We start from the raw sequence: 19,762 nt of genomic DNA, 5'->3' as shown, positions 1-19,762 counted from the left end.
CCGGAAAAGACACACTTTTCTTTACTTAACCCCCCCTTCTACATCCCCAAAACGCAAAAATCCCCCGGCCTTACGACCGGGGGATTTTGTTCCTTGTGGAGCTTAGGGGAATCGAACCCCTGACCTCCTGCTTGCAAAGCAGGTGCTCTACCAATTGAGCTAAAGCCCCGTACACCGAGCAATTATACCTTGTTCGGCAGTGGGCCTAGGAGGACTTGAACCTCCGACCCCTTCGTTATCAGCGAAGTGCTCTAACCGCCTGAGCTATAGGCCCCGTGGAACGAGATATAACTTAACCCGTAACCATGACACTTCACAAATCGCCTGGTCAGAGGCCTAAATATTGAGTTAAAAAGTAGTCATTAAGTAGTCATTACGGCTACTCCATAACCAGATCACTGAAAACACCTCTGAACCAACGCGACCCCGGAGCCACCGAACGGGGGTGACACCGGGGCCAGCGGGAGGCTAGGCAGCCTAGTCGTCGTCGGCAAGCGAAATTTTGAGACCTCCGACGAGACCGCCGCAAGCGTTGTAGATGACCGCGCCGAGAGCCATGAGCCCAATCGACAGCACCCACCACAGCGCTCCTACAGCGGCCGCCAGGCCAAGGACGAGACCCGCGCTGATGGAATCCTCCCCGCCGACCATTTCACTAATCGGAGCGAGCAATCCCATCCCGGAGAGCAAGAGGTAGAGCAGGCCAACCGCGGCAAGCCAGACGAGGAAGCAAATGAAACCAGTGGCCGCCGTAATGCGCATGGCGGACCAGGGGCTCACCTTGTCGACTACCAAGTTAGTTTCGGCCATGCGCTTACTCCTTCTCCGCCTCCGAGTCACCGGACTCGGCAGCACCGGTGCTCTTGGTGGCGCCGGTGCGCTTCGGGACTACGTCCAGCGTTCCGGCCTCAGAGACCTTAGAAGCGGTCTCCTCGCCCTCATCTTCGACGTTGCGGTCGATAGCCAGCAGTTCCACACCGTCAGCGAGGTTGACCAGGCGCACGCCCTTGGTGGCACGCGAGGTGGCGCGAATCTCGTTGACGTTGGTGCGGATGATGTCGCCGGCGGAGGTGACAGCGAAGATTTCGTCGTCGTTGTCGACCACCAGGGCGCCCATCAGCGGACCACGCTTCGGGTCGTACTTGAGCGTCAGCACGCCCATACCGCCGCGGTTCTGCGGGGTGTACTCGCTGAGCTTGGTCTTCTTGCCGAAGCCGCCGGTCGTTGCGACCAGCAGGTTGTGCTCTTCCTCGACCACGACCATGCTGAGCAGCTTGTCGTCGCCCTTGAAGCGCATGCCCTGGACACCGGCAGTGGCGCGGCCCATCGGGCGCAGCGCGTCGTCGGAGGCGGTGAAGCGGATAGCCTGGCCGCGCTCGGAGACGAGCAGCAGGTCATCGTCAGCAGAGCACAGACGGGCACCGATGAGGGAGTCGCCTTCGCGCAGGTTGATGGCAATCAGGCCAGCGGAACGAGCGGACTCGTAGTCCTCCAGGCGAGACTTCTTGACCTTGCCCTCGCTGGTGGCCAGCACCAGGTACGGGCTGTCCTGGTAGCTCTGAATCTGCAGCACCTCGGCGATGCGCTCCTCCGGCTGGAACTCCAGCAGATTGGCGACATGCTGGCCGCGGGCGGCACGAGTGGCCTCCGGCAGTTCGTAAGCCTTGAGACGGTAGACGCGACCCTTGTTGGTGAAGAACAGAATCCAGTCGTGCGTGGAGCAGACGAAGAAGTGGCGGACAATGTCGTCCTGCTTCAGGTCCGCACCGCGCACGCCCTTGCCACCACGGCGCTGGGCCTTGTAGGCATCGACCTTGGTGCGCTTGGCGTAGCCCGTGGAAGTAATGGTCACAACCACGTTTTCGCGGGCGATGAGGTCCTCTTCGGTGACGTCGCCCTCAGCGGCCACAATCTGGGTACGACGGTCATCGCCGTACTTCTCCACTACCTCGCCCAGCTCTTCCTTAACGATGGCGCGCTGACGCTCCGGCTTGGCCAGGATGTCCTTCAGGTCGGCGATCTCGAGCTCGATCTCAGCCAACTCGTCAATGATCTTCTGGCGCTCCAGAGCAGCCAGGCGACGCAACTGCATCGCCAAAATGGCGTCAGCCTGAATCTCGTCGATTTCGAGCAGACCCATCAGGCCCGTGCGCGCGGTATCAACCGTGGCAGACCGGCGAATCAGGGCGATGACCTCGTCCAACATATCCAGAGCCTTGACCAGGCCACGCAGGATATGGGCGCGCTTTTCCTTCTCGTCCAGGCGGAACTGGGTCCGTCGAACGATGACCTCAATCTGGTGGGCGACATACAGCGTCACCATCTGGTCAATGCGCAGCGTACGCGGCACACCGTCGACGATGGCGAGCATGTTCGCACCGAAGCTGGTCTGCAGCTGGGAGTGCTTGTACAGGTTGTTCAGCACCACACGCGGTACGGCGTCGCGCTTGAGCTTGACGACGATACGCATGCCCCACTTCAGGTCGGATTCATCATCAATCGAGGCAATGCCCTGCAGACGACCATCCTTGACCTGATCCGCGATGTTGGCAATCATGCGGTCCGGGTTGACCTGGTACGGCAGCTCAGTGATGACAATCGACTGACGGGTGCCCTCCTGCTCAATCGAGGTCACACCGCGCATGCGAATCGAACCACGGCCGGTGGTGTAGGCCTCCTTGATGCCCTTGTCGCCGACAATTTGGGCGGCAGTTGGGAAATCCGGGCCCTTGATGCGCTCCATGACCGCATCCAGCGTGGTCTTTTCATCCGCTTCCGGGTTGTCCAGGCACCAGTTGATGGCATCCGCGACCTCACGCAGGTTGTGCGGTGGGATATTGGTGGCCATACCGACGGCAATACCGCCAGAGCCGTTCATCAACAGCTGCGGGACACGCGACGGCAGAATAACCGGCTCTGTCGTACGACCGTCGTAGTTCGGCTGGAAATCGACGGTGTTTTCGCGAATGTCGCGCACCATTTCCATGGCCAACGGCGTCAGACGGGCCTCGGTGTAACGCATAGCTGCGGGGCCGTCGTCACCGCGGGAGCCGAAGTTACCCTGACCGTCGACAAGCGGATAACGCATGGACCACAGCTGCGCCATGCGCACCATGGTGTCGTAAATAGCGATGTCGCCGTGCGGGTGGTAGTTACCCATCGTGTCCGAAACCGGCTTTGCGGACTTCACATAGCCGCGCTCCGGGCGGTAGCCGTTGTCGAACATGGCGTAGAGAATGCGGCGGTGCACCGGCTTGAGACCATCACGGATCTCCGGCAGCGCACGGCCAACAATCACGCTCATGGCGTAGTCGATATAGCTCGACTGCATCTCTTCATTGATGTCGATCGGGCGAACCTGGTGGCCCAATACTCCACTTCCGAAAGATGAGCCGTCGTTGTTGTTATCGTCGCTCAATGACTGCTTCCTTTACTTAAAAGAGGTTCGCATCCATTCTACAGGGCTTTAGAGCCCGCTTTACGACGCCGTGTGCAACTTTTCGATACCATTGTGGTATCAAATCTGGGGTTTTAGGCCTAGTAGAGACGAATAAGACGGCACAAGCTAGGCAGCAAGGAGCAAATGCGATGGCGATGACCTTGAGACTCACGAAAGAACAGGACACCGCTCTGGCGCTGCTGGCGCACATGGAGGGCGTGTCTAAACACGAGGCCGCCATTCGCGCCATCGAATCCGCCGCAGCGAGAGCCCTTCAGCAAGGTCAGGCTCGGGAAATTACGGCAAGCGTAATTGATACTGACATGGCGCTGCTGCGAAAGTTGTGCTCCCCGAGGCCCCGGGGAGCACAGGAATGAGCACGCCCCAGATTCAGCCTCTCAGCGAGGCCGCTATCCTGGCGGCCACCGATGAACTGGTGGCCACAGTGCCGGAATTGGTCGACGCTACACTTGCGAGGCCGTGGACAATCAGCGCTATTGTCGCCGCCAGCTCAGGAGTCATTGCTGGTCACCGTAGCTTTCCCGCGATTTCTGCGGCAGCGCAGGCGGTCGCTTACGCAACGTTTCACGTGAAACCACTAAGTTTTGGCAACACCGCACTGGGCGCACTACTTGCACACATACTCCTCACCACCAACGGCGAAGAGCTGTCATTCGCAGAGACGTGGGATCTGGTCAAAGGCGGCACTTAGCCGGGGACAGGGCCTAGTCACTCTTTCGGGTAAACGGGCTGGTCGGAATGCGATTGCCGGACTCCAGCCGGCCCGTGTAATACGCCGTGGCCTCACCTTCAGCCAGCTCAACCTCGTACCAACCATCACGGACATAATCAGCCGTCCGGTCCTGCCCGCCAACTAGAACACGTCCCGCCGCGTGCTCCAAAGTGACCTCCGGCAACTCTTTCGCCGTCTTGCTGAATACACGCAGGAAGCGATCCGGGCCGCACACGGTAAGTTCGCGCTCCAGGAGTCCAATTCGCAGCTCTAACGTACCGAGCACCGTGTGATGCTCCACCTTATTGCCACTGTAAACAGCGAAAACAGCCTCACGGGAACCGTCATTGACCAGTACAAGATTGCCGTCTTTGAGGTAGACGTGCAGCCGGTACGGTGTCGGCAGCGCGGTCGCCTGCTCGGACTCCTGCACCGGATAGTCACCGGCCGGCTCCGCCTCCCAGCGCTTCACAAACTCTGGCGCTGGTCCCGGCTGCTCTGGAAGCTGCATTCCCGCAGATGCCGAGAAGTCGAGTGTGGATACCAAATCACCACATACCCGACGACGCCAATCAGTGATATTTCCGCAGCTCACGCCGGTGACTTGCTCCAGGAAACGGATCACCGAAGTGTGATCGAAGACCTCTGAGGACACCAAACCACCCACCGACCACGGTGAAATGACAGTCATCGGGACACGGAACCCGAGCCCCTTCGGCTTGCCCAGGTACCACTCCCCCGGCTCATTCTTCGGCGGCAGCGGCGGCACCACATGGTCGAAGTAACCATCAAACTCGTCAAAGTTAATCAGGAAGACGGTCTTGGCCCACACCTCCGGGTTGGAGGCCAACGCATCCAACAGGCGGTAAGTGATATTCGCCGACTGAATCGGCGAGGACGCTCCCGGGTGCTCGCTTTCCGCGGCCGACGGCACAATCCAGGACACCTTTGGCAGCTGTCCGGATTCAACGTCCCGTCGGAAAGCATCAGCGAGCGTGCCCGGCTGGCGACGGTAAAGTGCACGATCGTAGAGATTCCGTTCCGCCTCAGGCAGCTTCTCCACAGCGGCATTCAGGCGGTCGACCATCTCCTGCTGCTCTGCAGTTGGCGGCATCCCATCGCCCAGTTCCAGCAGCTCCTCGTGGAAGCCCGTCATGTCGAGACCAGGCAGCCCGGCCTCACGAATGACCTTGCGGCCAATATTTCGAAACGCGGCGAAGAAATCCAGGTTGTTGTCCGTGTAGTTATCCCACTCCTGGTAGACGCGCCATGGCACCCCAGCCGCCGAGAGATCCTCGGCATACGTGCGCCACCTGTACCCCGGGTGCGTCGGCTCGTACGCCGCATTGCCAACCGCTCCAGTCCCCCACGGTTCCTTTCGGGTATCACCCGAAAACAGGTAGTTGCGGTTCGGGCTTGTCGACGTAGGCATTGAAGAAAAGTAGCCATCACAGATAGTGAATGTCTCTGCGAGTGCGAATTGGAACGCGATGTCCTGACGGTCATAGCAGGCCATCGTGCCTTTGCCCTTAGCCTCGATCCAGCCGTTACAGCGGCCGCCGTTTAGTGCAACCTGCCCGTCTTCCCAACCGTGCGGCAAACTTGCAATGTACTCCACCGAGAGATCACCGCGATTAGCGGCGTTGCGAATCAGGTATGGACTGACCCCACTCTGGTTGAAAACGCCCGGCAAAGCGGAATTGTCGTTGTACCCCCGCACACCTCGGAGAGTGCCGAAGTAGTGATCAAAAGAGCGGTTTTCCTGCATCAACACGACAACGTGCTCAACCTGGTCGAGGGAGCCAGCCGGTCGGGGCTGCGCGAGTGCATGGCGCAATGATGGCGGCAGCAGCGTGCTCGCAGCGGTGACAGCACCGACTCCTGCGGCGGTCTGCAGGAAGTGCCGACGGGAAAATTCAGATATATTTTTAGGTGAAGTTGCCATAGGCATCTACGTTAAGAAGCGCAGATTACCAGCTGGAAAATTGCGGTTTAAATTTCCTCAATAAACTGCTCTAGACGGTCAACCACAGCCTGTGGCTCACGCGCCCAGCGATTGTGGCCCAGCCGCTGCTCAATGAACTCGTACTTTGCCGAATTCGGCAGCATCCGTGCCAGCGCCTGTGCGGAAGCCTCCGGGCAGTCACGGTCACCACCACAGTTCAGCAGCAGCGCCGGGGTGGTCACCTTCGGCATCTCAGCGGCGTAGTCGATATCCGCACCGCGCGGTCGCAGAAGACCCGTGCGCGAGAACCGCGCCCACTCCACCACATGGTTACGAGCCTGGCGGCCATAGCCGGCCAAATCAAGCCTGCCCGCTGGCCAATAGCCCAGGATCTGGGACACCACCTGCATAAACGGTGCACCGTAGCGAAGCCGCTTGTACTCGTTGCCAGTAAAACAGTTGTAGTGCGGAGTACCGGAGCCGACCATCACTACGCCGGCCACGTCCGCTTCCGGTCGGGCCAGATACAGCGAGGCAATCTGACCGCCCATGGAATGACACAGCAAGTAGACGGGTAGCTTCTCCCCTGTGCTCTCCCCTGCCGCGAGGTGATCAAACTCCTTGCGAGCCCGCGCCACGGCCAGCGGGTAATCCACCGATGCGAGATCCTGGTAGCCCCAATTGTGACGGCGGGTGGCCACCGCAGTCTGGTTACCCTGGCCGCGCAACTCCGAGGTCAGGACGCAAAAACCTCGACGCTGTAACTCTTGGGCAATCGGCCGGTAGTAGCGAGCACCCATGCCAAAGCCCGGCCAAATAACGACAATGCCCCGAGGCGAACCTTCGGGAAACCGAAGCGCCATCGGGGTCACGGAGCCATCTGGCAAAGTCTCCTGCACAATACGTGGCTCGACTGGCGGTTCCCCGTTGACCATGCTTCCCCGAGTATCTTCCATTTCATAAACATTAATGGCTGAACTGAGGTTTTGTCAGGGGAACCGACAAGGCGAAAACTAAAACCAGGTACCGGCTTAAACGTCGAGGAAGCGAACGTCCTTCGCATTACGGGTGATGAACGAACGTCGTGAAGCGACGTCATCGCCCATCAGAATGGTGAACAGTTCATCGGCCTTCTGCGCGTCCTCGAGGGCGACCTTACGCAGCACGCGGTGATCCGGATCCATGGTGGTATCCCACAGCTCAGCGGCGTTCATCTCACCGAGACCCTTGTAACGCTGAACACCATCGTCCTTGTTGATCTTGCGGTTGGCAGCCAGCCCCTCTTCCAGCAGCTGATCGCGCTCAGCATCGGAGTAGGCGTAGCCCGGCTCACCCTTGGCCCACTTGAGCTTGTACAGCGGCGGCTGGGCGAGGTAGACGTGCCCTTCATCAATCAGCGGACGCATCAGACGGAACAGCAGCGTCAGTAGCAGCGTGGCAATGTGCTGACCATCGACGTCGGCGTCGGCCATCAGCACAATCTTGTGGTAGCGCAGCTTCTCGATGTCGAACTCGTCGTGAATACCGGTGCCCAGCGCCGTAATAATGGCCTGGACCTCGTTATTCTTCAGCGTCTTATCCAGGCGCGCCTTCTCGACGTTCAAGATCTTACCGCGCAGCGGCAAAATGGCCTGGAACAGCGAGTTTCGGCCTGCCTTTGCAGAACCACCTGCGGAGTCACCCTCCACGATGAACAGCTCGGACTGCTTCGGATCCTTCGAACGGCAGTCCGCCAACTTACCCGGAAGACCGCCAAGATCGGTCGCGGACTTACGACGCACCAGGTCACGGGCCTTACGAGCCGCCTGACGGGCATGTGCCGAAGCAATGGCCTTGTTAACAATGGCCTTGGCCTCAGCCGGATTGGCCTCCAGCCAGTGACCGATGTGTTCATTAGTCATGCGCTGGACGAAGGAACGCACCTCGGTGTTACCGAGCTTCGTCTTCGTCTGGCCCTCGAACTGCGGATCGGCGACCTTCACCGAAATCACGGCAGCGAGACCTTCACGGCAGTCCTCGCCGGAGAGGTTGTTTTCCTTCTCTTTCAACAGGCGGTGCTCACGCGCATAGCGGTTCATCAGCGATGTCAACGCAGAACGGAAGCCCTCTTCGTGCGTGCCACCCTCAATGGTGTTAATGGTGTTGGCGAAGGTGTGCACCGACTCGGAGTAACCCGAGTTCCACTGCATTGCAATCTCGACCTCGTGGCCGTCACCTGCAGCATCGAAGGAAATGATGGTCGGGTGGATGATGTTCTTCGACTTGTTCAGAGTCTCGACATAGTCCCGCAGACCATTCGGGTAGTGGAAGACCTTGCGGCGCTCCTTCGGCTTGGTGGTCTTCTCTGCCTTCTCCTTCTGCTCCTCAACCGCATCCTTGGCGATTTCAGCGGATTCGGTCTCCGCCTGCTCCGCCAGAGCCTCAGCCTCGAGCTCTTCCTCGGAGACACGCTTGTCCACCAACGTGATGGTCAGGCCCTTGTTCAAAAACGCCATCTCACGCAAGCGGCGAGAAATGGTGTCGAACTTGAAATCGGTGGTCTCAAAAATCTCCGGGTCCGGCCAGAAACGCTGTGTGGTGCCCGAACCACGAGTCTTCTTACCTCGGATAATTTCTTCCGGGACGGCCTGGTCGAAGTTCTGGTACCAGGTGTAGCCATCACGGATGACCTCGGTTTCCATACGCGTCGACAGCGCGTTAACCACCGAAATACCCACACCGTGCAGACCACCGGAAACAGCGTAGGACTCGGAGTCAAACTTGCCGCCGGCGTGCAGTTGAGTCATAACCACCTGCACCGTCGGCATGCCCGACGGGTGCATTTCGACAGGAATACCACGGCCGTTATCGCGGACCTGAACGCCGCCGTCTTCCAGCAGAGTGACCTCAACATCGGTGGCGTAACCCGCCATCGCCTCGTCGACGGAGTTGTCTACAACCTCCCACACCAGGTGGTGCAAGCCACGCTCACCAGTCGAGCCAATGTACATACCCGGCCGCTTACGCACGGCCTCGAGGCCCTCGAGGATGGTAATCGATGAGGCGTCATATTGATGTTCGGTAGCAGCCACGGTTCGGCGCGTCTCCTATTCTTGGTTCTCTCCCCGCACAACATTCGTCAGCGCGCGAAAAATAGGCCGGCGGTCAAGCGCTATCGGCGCCAGCCAGAACCACCTAGGACTACTAGATAGGTCTGGCTAGTTCGGAAGTCGATAACGTCTCAAGAACCGCCTGCCGGTTTTCTCCTGCCCATCTTACCCCAACGTAGTCCCCTACTGTGGATATAGCCGATGCGCTCAAAGGACCAAATTTCGCAGTTTTACGCATACCGACGGTTATTCGTAGACCGTTTACCGACCTTTACCCATAAGTATCACGCGGTCCTCGGCCCTCGATGTGCAATTTGCCCTTGCGCCAATTCGGCGCTTTTGGCCCCAGCACCTTAATTTCCTCAACCACTCCATCCCCGACGCGTTCCGCAATCGACTTCAAAACCTGTCGCTGTGCTAGCCGCAGCTGTGTTGCCCATGCTGTCGATTGGCACTCGACCACCAAAGTGCCGTCCTTGAACTCCTTGACCTGGGAGTGTTCCGCGACAACCTTGCCGACCATCGAATCCCACTCCGTCATGATCACACCGTGGGCAATGTGGATCTGCCAGCCGCGATCGACTACTGCCTTATTCAGCACCGCACCAATCGGCGCAGGTCGACGGTCATATTTCCGGTACAGCCGAATCCCCGCCTCCTTCAATAAGCTCGGCGAAATCACCGTACCGGCACGATCTCGCACCACTGCTTGCGCTGCCCGCTGCTTATCGACGTCCGCAACGATCCCCTCCGCGGCCTTCACAGGCACACGGCTATCGAGGCCAGACCACGAGCCCTTCTTCTTCGGTGGCCGCTGGAGATTCGGTAACTTGTGACCGCCCTCCTTAGCGGCATCGCGCATGCGGAAGAAAGCGTCACTGATCAGGTCGTTTTCCTCTTCCGGTGAGTTATCCGGCTCCATGTTCTCGACCATACCCGTCACTCTTCCGCGACTGGGTTTTCATCCAGCAGTGAGATTCGCCCCTGCTCAGTCTGCGCCACCGTTACCGTGTGATGGGTCACCGAAGAATCCTCGACCAGTGCCTGAGGCAACTCCTCTCCCACCGCCGAGGTGATCAACACCTGCTCAGCCTGCTGCGCGATTTCCATGAGAGCTTCCCGACGATGCCGGTCGAGCTCCGCAAACACGTCGTCAAGCACCAAGATCGGGTCGGGCCCATCGGCACGGAGCAAAAAGTACGCGCCGAGACGCAGCGCGAGTGCAAAAGACCAGGTCTCGCCGTGGCTAGCGAAGCCCTTGGCGGGGTCATTGCCGAGAATGAGGTTGAGATCATCGCGATGCGGACCAACGAGACAGGAACCGCGCTCAATCTCCGCGGTGCGGCGCTCCGCCATCTTCGTCAGCAGCAGTGCCTCGAGCAGCTCCGGTTCGCTGGGCAATGGCCCGCCATCCAGACTGTCGACCTTCGGCGCATAGGCAATCGTGGCTGGGCGCGAGTGCGGGGCAAGCGTGGCATAGGCCTCGCTGACATGCTCGGAAAGCTCGGCGATCAAATCCATGCGCGCAGCCATTAACGCCGCTCCCACCTGCGCCAATTGCGCATCCCAGGTGTCCAGCGTGCTCAGTGCGGCCTGCCCCTCCGAGGAAGAATAGCCACGGCGCAGCGTCGAGCCCGCCGACTTCAGCAGCGCATTTTTCTGACGCAAGATCTTGTCATATTGAATGCGGATACCTGCGGACAGTGGCCGTCGTAAAGCGAGCAAATCATCGATGTAGCGGCGACGGGACGCGGGCTCGCCCTTGACCAACGTGAGATCCTCGGGCGAGAAAAAGACCGACTTGACGATCCCCAGCAGCTCCCGCGGAGACTTCAGCCGCGTGCGATTAATCTGCGCCTGATTCGCGCGATGCGGATTGATGAGCAGATGCGCCGTCAGCTCTCGGCCATCATTGACCGCCGTCGCCGAAATGCGTGCCGACGGGGTCCCCGAACGAACCAGCGGAGCATCCGTAGACACTCGATGCGAACCGAGCGTGGAGAGATACCCAACGGCCTCGACGATATTGGTCTTGCCGTAGCCATTTTGCCCGGTAAATACGGTAATTCCAGGCGTGAACTCGACTTCCAACTCCGGCCAGGAGCGGAAGTCCCGCAAGGACAAATACCGAATGTGCATAGCCGCAGACTAGCCCGGCAGGCGCACAGGCATCAGCAGGTAAGTGAAGTCGGTCTCCGGCGTTGGGTAGAAGCCGTCCTCACCGAGCTCCGGGATAGCTTCCGGCTCTGGAATGAGAATCGCGGGACGCGACGGCTGCGTAAAGCCCAGCAGAACGCGGTGGGAGCGAACAGCGCTGAGCCCCTCGAGCAGGTACTGCGGGTTGAAGGCGATCAGAAGTGGTTCCCCATAGAAGTTGCAGGCCACAGTCTCTTCTGCGTGACCGACCTCGTCGCCATGAGCGGAAAGGACAACCTGGCCATCGGAGAAGTCCATGCGAATCTGCGCACCGTGATCCGCCATCAGAGACACACGACGGATGGCATCCTGCAGCTGGTCAACACGAGCAACAGCCATGGAGGAATGCTGCTTCGGCAGCAGCGGACGGAACTTCGGGAACTCGGCGTCCAGCAATCGCGTGGTAGTGCGACGAGGATCGGCGAGGATAGCCAGCAGACCTTCGGAGCCGACCTCACGATCATCGGATCCGTCGCCGAATGCCAAGGTCACTGGCTCGCTGGAAGTGGTATCGAGAGTGCGGGCAGTCTCCGCGAAGGTCTTTGCCGGGATGAGCAGCTTGGTCTCCCCCTCCGGGATCTGCTCCCACTCGAAACTGCGAACCGCCAGGCGGAAACGGTCGGTGGCAGCGAGAGTGACTTCGTTACCTTCGGTTTCCATCCGGATACCGGTCAGCATCGGCAGCGACTCATCCTTGCCGGCAGCGATAGCGACCTGACCAATAGCCTCAGCCAGCAGAGCGGCATCGACAGTGCCGGTAGCAGCCGGAGCTTCTGGTAGCTGCGGGTAATCCTCCAAGGTCAGGCTTGGCAACTCGAAGCGGGAAGAACCACAGCGAACGATGACCTTCGTGCCATCAAAGTGCATCTCTACCTGCTTATTCGGCAGCTTAGAGACAATGTCAGAAACCAACTTGCCATTGACGGCGAAGCGACCGGGCTCATCGACCTCTGCGCTAATACGAATCTGAGTCGAGACCTCGTAGTCATAGCCAGCGAGCTGCAGACCATTGTCATCCGCGAGAAAAATCATGCCACGCAGAATCGGCTGAGTCGGGCGTGCAGGCAGGTTACGAGCAACCCAGCTCACCGCACCCGCGAGATCGTCCTTAGCCGCGCGAATACGGACATCGGTCTGCTCCATCGTTCCTCCACCGGTATTGGATGTCTGTTATTAGCCGTCTTTTGTGTTGTCAGCACGCTATGTCAGCGCACATGACTGGAGTTACAAAGATTCCATCGTACAACTCTACTGCAGACTGCCAAAGACCTCACTGGGATTCTTGTAGTCCGTCTAGTGCTTAATCGTAGTTTCTTACTCGTTCTTGGCATTTATGAAGTTGTGCGCCAGAGGTTGTTTGCCCGAGGTTGTGCGCAGGCCCCCTTTTATCTAGAAGTTTCTAGAGATTTTTAAAGTCGGGAGTAGTAATAGGGGGTGTGCACATTGTGAAATTACATGATTCCCGCTGGTCTTCACCGGTTTCGAGCTGTGGATAACCAGTGCGTCTAACTGTGGATAACTTGGGGTGTCTGTGGATAGTGTTCGGGCTTCATCTTTCATCCACAAAATTTACGAGTTGTCCACAGCTCTGTGCACGGAAAAACCGCAGTTAATAACAAGAATTCCGCACGCAGAGCCCAAGGTTTTTAAGCCGTGCCGCGAGCTCGGTCTCGAATGCGCGTAGTCAGGTCGTTGACCTGGTCCTTTGAGGGCTTCTTCTCCTGAATTTCCTTAACAATCTTGCGTTCAGCGTGCAAAACCGTCGAATGGTCACGATTTCCGAACTCCCGGCCAATCGACGGCAACGAAAGCTCAGTGAAGGACCTCGTCAAGTACATCGCGATCTGGCGAGCATGAGCGACCGGACGAGTCTTACCCGGGCCCACCAAATCCGCAACCGTTAGGTCGAAGTACTCAGCCGTGGTGGAGATGATGATCTCCGGGGTAATCTGCACCTCGATTTCGTCGGCACCGAGGATCTCCTGCGCAAACTTCAAGGTCACAGGCTCATGAATCATGGATGCGTGAGCGCTAATCTGCAGTAGACGCCCCTCGAGCTCACGAATAGAAGACGAGGTGTTCTCCGCGATGTACTGGAGTACATCATGCGGAACGACCAAATCAGACAGCTGTGCCTTCTTCGACAGAATTGCGATTCGCGTCTCCAAGTCCGGGTATTGCAGATCCGGATTGAGCCCCCACTGGAAGCGGGTACGAAGGCGATCCTCCAGGGTCTTAAGCTCGCGTGGTGGGCGGTCCGACGACAGCACAATTTGGTGATTGGACTGGTGCAGGGCATTGAACGTATGGAAGAACTCTTCCTGTGTACCTTCCTTGCCCTCCAAGAACTGGATGTCATCGATGATGAGCATGTCCAAATCGCGGTAGCGACGCTTGAAGGATTCCTGGGCGTCGTCACGCACGGAATTAATGAAGTCGTTGGTGAACTCTTCCGAGGAAACGTAACGAACCCGCAGGTTAGGGTACAAATGCTTGGCGTAGTGACCAATGCCGTGGAGCAGGTGCGTCTTGCCAAGACCCGAACCGCCGGAGATAAACAGCGGGTTGTAGGTGCGCCCCGGAGACTCCGCAACAGCGACGGCGGCTGCAGCGGCGAACTTATTCTGCGGACCAATAACGAAGGTCTCGAAGGTGTAGTTCGGGTTGAGGGTGGGCTCCTCGAAAGGCATGCTCATCTCGGTTGGAGTGCCGTGGCTCTCGGAGCGGAAAGGACTTGTGACCTGGCGCTGATCAGCAATAGTCATTGGATTCTCGGCAGATGAGTGCGAAAGCCCCTGGGCCATCGAATCTACGGCGTCCATCGATCGGCGTTGTGACTGGGCACTCTGCTGATTATGGACATTCGGCTGGTGCGTCTGCGACACCTGTGGCGTCTGCGTCGATCCCTGGTGCTGCTCGTGGAGATTGAAGTCGTTCGTATCTGCACTGGGGAACGGGTAGTTGCGGCCAGATTGCTGCTGGTGCTGCTGGTTTGGCTGTTGACGCTGAGCCTGCTGCGGACGCGAAGCTGCAGATGGCATCTGCCCCGAGTGCTGTGCAGATGGTTGAGTGGTCTCTGCTGCCTGGCTATCTTCAGCGTCGTCAGCAGGATCGGCAACGGTGATGACTGTTTCCAACTCCTCGCCGGTCAGCGAAGCTAAGACGGCCTCGATAATGCCTTTGAGCTCTTCTTTTACCAGCGCCTGCACCACTGGCGATTGAGTGCTGAGCAGGAAAAAACCTGGAAAGTCACCAGTGTGCGTCACTGACCGCAGCAGTGCCTTGTGTGGCGGGCGTAGTGGTGCAATGCCCAACTCCGGCACACCTTCTGGTGAAGTCAGGATAGAAACGACCTGCTCCCAGAGTCCACCTGGCAATTCTGGTTGTTCGCTCACTGTGTGAATGTCCTTTTACATGTTTACGTTCATCAAATTTATCGAGGCGACCTGTTTTTGTGGAGTGTTTTTGGCATGGCGAGAGCGCCATATCTGCCCATTTGGGGGCTATTTCTTGTAATTCGCCCTGTGGGGTGTTTCTACACAAGGTGCTATACGCCCCGAGCAGGACTTCCACATGTTTGTCCACACCTGTGGATAAACCTTGTCGCTAATTGACTAACAGTTTATCCACAGTTTGCCCACAATGAAAAATAGCCCCCTAGTCTGCGTTTACCTAGGTAAACACGTTATTTCCCCTGCTCGCTGTGATTCATGGTGTGGAAGTTATCCACAGCTAATGGGATAAACACCCTGTGGATTGCAGTGCATAGGTCAGTATTTCCACAGGTCAACATCGGTACCGTCGGAAAACTTGGAAAATGATTCTCCAGGTAAATCCGGCGTGTTGATTTGAATTTCTCGCCCGATTCGACGTAACCTATCTGGGTGTTTCATATCCATTGAGATATGAGTCCGAGCTTGTGCTTGGACCCGACAGAACGCATGTAGCTTTCAATCTGTCGGTAAGTAATTTTTCCGTGCATCACGGGAATGCGTCAGACGCATCGCTGCCTCGCACTCGAAGCGAGGAGTTTACTGCGGTGTGTTCAGCGTGGACTCGTGGTCGTTTGAGTTTCAAGGAGTGTCAACCGTGTCGAAGCGGACGTTCCAGCCGAATAACCGCCGTCGTGCACGCGTGCACGGCTTCCGTACCCGTATGCGTACCCGTTCCGGTCGCGCCGTTGTGGCAGCACGCCGCAGCAAGGGCCGTGCCCGCCTGTCCGCTTAAGCAAGAGGACACCGATTTCGGTGCTCCCTCAGAGCAATAAGCTGCGTTCTTCGCGTGACTTCACGGTCACCGTACGACGTGGACGCCGAATCGGACGCAAGACCTTGGTCTTGCATATTCGTGACACCGCCGCTTCTGGCGGTGAAGATAAGACCGATACGCAGATTGCCAGGTTTGGTGGTCCGCGTGTCGGTCTTGTCGTATCTAAAGCTGTGGGCAACGCCGTGACTCGTCACGCTGTATCCCGCAGGCTCCGCCATGTTATGGCCGCGGCCGCGCAGAATCTTCCGTCCACCATGGACATTGTCGTTCGCGCGCTGCCTGCATCTGCCACAGCCACCAGCCAGGAGCTGTCCCACGATGTGCAATCGGCACTCGCCACATACGAACGTCGGCGCTAATTCGCTTGACGACGGCCCCCTCGCTCAGACCCCCGGCGCACGTGTGGCTGAGAGGGCGATTCTCTTCTACCGCCGTCGTATCTCTAATCTGAAGCCCACGAGCACATGTCGTTTTGAACCGACGTGCTCCGCATATGGTCTTGAGGCTGTGCGCCGTTTCGGAGCTATTCGTGGCCTGTGGCTGACTTTCTTGCGCATCTTCCGTTGCGCACCCTGGCATCCGGGTGGCTGGGATCCAGTTCCTGCCACATTCCCCGGCCTGGGTTCGTGGTTGAGGCGAATGCACAGGTAACCTCTAGTAATGCTTAGCCTTTGACGGGGCTTTGTAGACGAAGGCGCGAGTGCGCTGTCCCCTAAAGAACGGAGTGATCTTAGACCGTGCTCAATTTCGTGTATGTGCCGATTTCGGCCATCCTGTGGTTCTGGCATAAGGCCTCAGGTTTCCTATTCGATCCCTCCTCGGGTATCTCCTGGGTGCTGGCCATTATTTTGCTTGTGGTCACCATCCGTATCCTCCTGTTTAAGCCGATGCTGAACCAGCAGCGTTCTGCCATCAAGATGCAGCAGCTCGCTCCTGAGATGCAGGCCATCAAGGAGAAGTACAAGAACGATCAGCAGGCTCAGGCTCTTGCTATGCGCCAGCTACAGAAGGAAATGGGTGTCAACCCGCTCGGCGGCTGTTTGCCGATTCTGGTTCAGATGCCTGTGTTCATTGGCCTTTTCCACGTGCTGCGTTCGTTCAACCGAACGGGTACGACGGGCAATGCGCTTCGCATGTCGGTGGAGCAGAACTGGAATACGCCTAACTACGTCTTCGGTGTAGATGAGGTGCGGTCCTTCCTGCTGGCTCGTGTGCTCAATGCTCCACTGTCCAGTTCGGTTGGTATGGGCGAGGATCAATACGCAGCCTTTACTGTGCCTGGTACGCCTGCGGACTTCACCCGCATGGACATCATGATCGTTGCCATTCCGCTGATTGTTATTGCGGCACTTGCAACGCACTTCAACGCTCGCATGTCTGTTGACCGCACGCGTGCCCGCCAGGAAGCCGGTCTGGTGAAGCGCCAGGAAGGCGTTATGGGTCAGCAGATGGACATGATGAACAAGATGATGCTTTGGTTCTTCCCGATCATGATTCTTGTTACCGGTGCTTTCTGGCACATCGGTCTTCTTGTCTACATGGTGACTAACAACGTCTGGACCTACTTCCAGCAGCGCTACATCTTCGGCAAGCTGGATGAGGAAGAGAAGGAAGCTGTCGCAGCTAAGAAGGCTGCCAAGCGCGAGGCACAGGAGAAGCTCGCTCCGAAGGTTGGCCAGAAGCCAATCAATCCGAAGAAGGGTGGCAAGCGTCAGGCAGCGCAGAATGCGCAGCAGGCGCAGTCCGGTCAGGCCTCTGCAGCGAACAAGGCTTCTAGCCATCTTCCGGATGGTAATTCGGGGAAGGGACAGCAGGGCCCAGCCTCGAAGCCAGCGCCAGGACAGAAACCCGCAAATCGGAAGAACCGGAAGCGGAAAAAGAAATAGCTGAAGTGGAATCGCCCTTCGTCTACATAAGTTAATTAATCGAAACGCCCCGCAGTTGATGCGGGGCGTTTTTGCTTGCCTTCGTGCTCTATCGAGCAAACAACGTCACTGTTATTACAGGCATGTAATTTTCTCCGGGGCCTGGAGTTTGGCATCCAACTTTGATCAATGTTTCACGTGAAACATCGCTGTTGCACTGTCGTACACTAGGGGTAATGAAAAGCTCGACGGGTGACGGCACAGCTGCCCCATTGGAAAGGTTAGTGGAACTGTTGAGTAACTCCGCGAAAGACGTCGATAATCAAGAAGCCTCCGCAGGTTTGGTCGATGCGGATCTGCGTTCGGTGATAGATACCGTGTTTGGAGGGAATGCCGATCGAGCATACCGCTACCACTCATGGTTGGCTGAGGAGGCTACAGTCCGAGGTTTGATTGGGCCACGTGAAACTCCAAAGCTGTGGGATCGGCACATTATCAATTCTGCGGTAGTTGGAGAAGCGATAGGCAAAGGGCTTGTAGTTGCGGACATTGGTTCGGGGGCAGGCTTGCCCGGGATTCCGCTTGCTCTTGCACGACCAGATTTGAAGGTGGTTCTTGTAGAACCATTGCTGCGCCGTACGACTTTCTTGAACGAAGTTGTGGAAGATCTCGAGCTGGACAATGTGACCGTGGTTCGCGGCCGCGCTGAGGAGAAAGTGGTTCGCGCTGAGGTTGGCCAAGTAGATGTCGTCACTTCTCGCGCTGTTGCCCCTCTTGGGAAATTGGCGGGCTGGTCGCTTCCTTTAGTTAAATCCGGAGGCGCGATGGTTGCACTGAAGGGTGGAACTGCGCAAGAGGAGATTGATCGGGACGCAAAGCTTATTGCCAAGGCGAAGGGAACTAATCCCCGCGTTGTAGAGGTTGGCGGTTCCGTGTTGGGAACTTCGACGTACGCCGTGATTATTCAGAAGAAGTAGGTTGTAAGTCCCCCTCCCCTACTCCACTGCCGGTTCGCTTGTGTTTTGGTTTCGACATTGAGGCGCGTAGTGCCGTCGGGCTAGAGTGGGATAAGTATCGCGGTATGGCAAAGTCCTACCGGCCAAGGTGGATGTTTCACGTGAAACATTTCCACAATCGTCGGCGTCTAACGCTTGTTGGGGCTTGATGATTACGCTTTTGCAGATAGTTACTAAGTTTTTATTCGCACTCCAGTGGCCATGATTGGTGATTGCTGTGCTTGTAAGGGGAATAGTTAATGAGCCGGAAGTCCTGGCAAGACACACCCATCGCTGCGGCAGCTCAACGGGCAGCGCAAGTTAAGGCCCCGAACCGTTTATCGCTTCCACGCCCCGAACGCCCGCGCCGTATTACTATCGCCAACCAGAAGGGTGGCGTGGGCAAGACCACTTCGGCAGTCAACATCGCGTCGGCGCTCGCGCGGCATGGTCTCAAGGTGCTAGTCATCGATAATGACCCGCAGGGAAATGCTTCTACGGCCCTGGGGATTGAGCATGTTTCCGGGACCCCGTCGACGTATGAGCTTCTAATTGGCGAACTACAGATTGACGATGTCATCCAGCGTTCCCCTGAATCTGAGAATCTCTTTTGTGTGCCAGCGACGTTGGACTTGGCGGGCTCCGAGATTGAGCTGGTCTCGCTCCTGAACCGTGAGCGCCGACTTCTCGATGCAGTGTCAGATCAGTACCTGATTGACAACGGCTTTGACTTTCTCATTATTGACTGCCCTCCTTCGCTCGGTCTGTTGACTCTGAATTCGATGACTGCCGCCAACGAGGTTTTGATTCCGATTCAGTGTGAGTTTTACGCCTTGGAGGGTGTGACTCAGCTGATGAATAACGTGCAGATGATTCGTCAGCATCTCAATCCGGAGCTACATATTTCTGCTGTGCTGCTCACTATGTTCGATGGCCGCACCAAGCTTTCGGAAGAAGTTGCCAATGAGGTTCGTAACTACTTCGGTGAGGTTGTGCTACGTAATCTCATCCCTCGATCCGTGAAGGTATCGGAGGCGCCGGGATATTCGCAGACCGTAATTTCCTACGATCCAGGGTCTCGGGGCGCAGTTGCTTATCTTGACGCCGCGAAGGAATTGGCAACGCGTGGCGACTATTCCGCAGTTCCGGGTGGAAGTGCGATTGGGCAAAAACCAGCTTCCTCCCCTACCCCGTCCAATTCCACTGAGACAAATTAAAGCCACTAGGAGTA

17 protein-coding genes and 2 tRNA genes are annotated in these 19,762 nt (G+C 57.6%); 8 read left to right on the top strand and 11 right to left on the bottom strand.

The genetic code is table 11. The annotated features are described in order from the left end of the window. Positions 1-96: 96 nt before the first annotated feature. The 4 genes from HMPREF2920_RS00910 to gyrA form a co-directional block, all read right to left on the bottom strand. A tRNA-Ala gene (locus HMPREF2920_RS00910) sits at positions 97-169 on the bottom strand. A gap of 31 nt (positions 170-200) precedes the next feature. Next, positions 201-274, bottom strand: a tRNA-Ile gene (locus HMPREF2920_RS00905). 203 nt (positions 275-477) lie between these two features. Then, positions 478-810, bottom strand: a complete 333-nt coding sequence (locus tag HMPREF2920_RS00900; RefSeq protein WP_016421749.1) for a DUF3566 domain-containing protein — start codon at positions 808-810, stop codon at positions 478-480. Between the two features lie 4 nt (positions 811-814). Then, the gene (gyrA, locus tag HMPREF2920_RS00895) at positions 815-3,331 is read right to left on the bottom strand and encodes a DNA gyrase subunit A (RefSeq protein ID WP_246821089.1); all 2,517 of its coding nucleotides are present in this window, start codon (positions 3,329-3,331) and stop codon (positions 815-817) included. A 257-nt stretch (positions 3,332-3,588) separates the two neighbouring features. Between gyrA and HMPREF2920_RS00890 the strand changes: the two genes are divergently transcribed. Both HMPREF2920_RS00890 and HMPREF2920_RS00885 read left to right on the top strand, forming a co-directional pair. After that, the gene (locus HMPREF2920_RS00890; protein ID WP_070429074.1) at positions 3,589-3,816 is read left to right on the top strand and encodes a CopG family transcriptional regulator; all 228 of its coding nucleotides are present in this window, start codon (positions 3,589-3,591) and stop codon (positions 3,814-3,816) included. Then, positions 3,813-4,151 carry a hypothetical protein gene (locus HMPREF2920_RS00885; RefSeq protein WP_016421746.1) on the top strand — a complete coding sequence of 113 codons (339 nt, stop codon included), beginning with the start codon at positions 3,813-3,815 and terminating at the stop codon, positions 4,149-4,151. Before HMPREF2920_RS00890 ends, HMPREF2920_RS00885 begins: the two co-directional genes overlap by 4 nt. Positions 4,152-4,164: 13 nt before the next feature. Here the strand turns inward: HMPREF2920_RS00885 and HMPREF2920_RS00880 are convergent, their stop codons facing one another. From HMPREF2920_RS00880 to dnaA, 7 genes are all read right to left on the bottom strand, one after another. After that, positions 4,165-6,117: an alkaline phosphatase family protein gene (locus tag HMPREF2920_RS00880; protein WP_070853972.1), complete on the bottom strand. Its 1,953-nt coding sequence runs from the start codon at positions 6,115-6,117 to the stop codon at positions 4,165-4,167. A 47-nt stretch (positions 6,118-6,164) separates the two neighbouring features. After that, positions 6,165-7,052: an alpha/beta fold hydrolase gene (locus HMPREF2920_RS00875; protein ID WP_049189410.1), complete on the bottom strand. Its 888-nt coding sequence runs from the start codon at positions 7,050-7,052 to the stop codon at positions 6,165-6,167. Between the two features lie 96 nt (positions 7,053-7,148). Beyond that, positions 7,149-9,188 (bottom strand): DNA topoisomerase (ATP-hydrolyzing) subunit B, encoded by a 2,040-nt coding sequence (gene gyrB, locus HMPREF2920_RS00870; RefSeq protein WP_016421743.1) that lies wholly within the window; start codon positions 9,186-9,188, stop codon positions 7,149-7,151. 289 nt (positions 9,189-9,477) lie between these two features. Then, a complete protein-coding gene (locus HMPREF2920_RS00865) occupies positions 9,478-10,140 on the bottom strand; it encodes a DciA family protein (RefSeq protein ID WP_005511606.1) in 663 nt (220 codons plus the stop codon). Between the two features lie 5 nt (positions 10,141-10,145). Next, complete coding sequence (recF, locus tag HMPREF2920_RS00860; protein WP_048731375.1) at positions 10,146-11,345, bottom strand: DNA replication/repair protein RecF; 1,200 nt, start codon at positions 11,343-11,345, stop codon at positions 10,146-10,148. A gap of 9 nt (positions 11,346-11,354) precedes the next feature. After that, positions 11,355-12,545: a DNA polymerase III subunit beta gene (gene dnaN, locus HMPREF2920_RS00855; RefSeq protein ID WP_070600956.1), complete on the bottom strand. Its 1,191-nt coding sequence runs from the start codon at positions 12,543-12,545 to the stop codon at positions 11,355-11,357. A gap of 503 nt (positions 12,546-13,048) precedes the next feature. Beyond that, entirely contained in the window at positions 13,049-14,797 is a 1,749-nt protein-coding gene (dnaA, locus tag HMPREF2920_RS00850; RefSeq protein WP_049189411.1) for a chromosomal replication initiator protein DnaA, read from the bottom strand. 694 nt (positions 14,798-15,491) lie between these two features. On the opposite strand from dnaA, the gene rpmH reads away from it, so the two are divergent. From rpmH to HMPREF2920_RS00825, 6 genes are all read left to right on the top strand, one after another. Then, positions 15,492-15,629: a 50S ribosomal protein L34 gene (gene rpmH / locus HMPREF2920_RS00845; RefSeq protein ID WP_005511646.1), complete on the top strand. Its 138-nt coding sequence runs from the start codon at positions 15,492-15,494 to the stop codon at positions 15,627-15,629. 20 nt (positions 15,630-15,649) lie between these two features. Beyond that, positions 15,650-16,030: a ribonuclease P protein component gene (gene rnpA / locus HMPREF2920_RS00840; RefSeq protein ID WP_049170110.1), complete on the top strand. Its 381-nt coding sequence runs from the start codon at positions 15,650-15,652 to the stop codon at positions 16,028-16,030. Then, positions 15,990-16,322 (top strand): membrane protein insertion efficiency factor YidD, encoded by a 333-nt coding sequence (gene yidD, locus HMPREF2920_RS10545; RefSeq protein ID WP_080969543.1) that lies wholly within the window; start codon positions 15,990-15,992, stop codon positions 16,320-16,322. Before rnpA ends, yidD begins: the two co-directional genes overlap by 41 nt. 86 nt (positions 16,323-16,408) lie before the next feature. Beyond that, entirely contained in the window at positions 16,409-17,557 is a 1,149-nt protein-coding gene (gene yidC, locus HMPREF2920_RS00835) for a membrane protein insertase YidC (protein ID WP_049189412.1), read from the top strand. A 320-nt stretch (positions 17,558-17,877) separates the two neighbouring features. Continuing rightward, the gene (gene rsmG / locus HMPREF2920_RS00830) at positions 17,878-18,513 is read left to right on the top strand and encodes a 16S rRNA (guanine(527)-N(7))-methyltransferase RsmG (protein WP_231367212.1); all 636 of its coding nucleotides are present in this window, start codon (positions 17,878-17,880) and stop codon (positions 18,511-18,513) included. A 278-nt stretch (positions 18,514-18,791) separates the two neighbouring features. Further along, entirely contained in the window at positions 18,792-19,748 is a 957-nt protein-coding gene (locus tag HMPREF2920_RS00825) for a ParA family protein (protein WP_016421734.1), read from the top strand. The last annotated feature ends 14 nt before the right edge of the window (positions 19,749-19,762 follow it).

It is taken from the genome of Corynebacterium sp. HMSC075F02 (assembly GCF_001838335.1).
Lineage (GTDB): Bacteria > Actinomycetota > Actinomycetes > Mycobacteriales > Mycobacteriaceae > Corynebacterium > Corynebacterium jeikeium_D.
The sequence above is the reverse complement of the archived record's forward strand: the minus strand, read 5'-3'. Positions and strand labels throughout refer to the sequence as shown.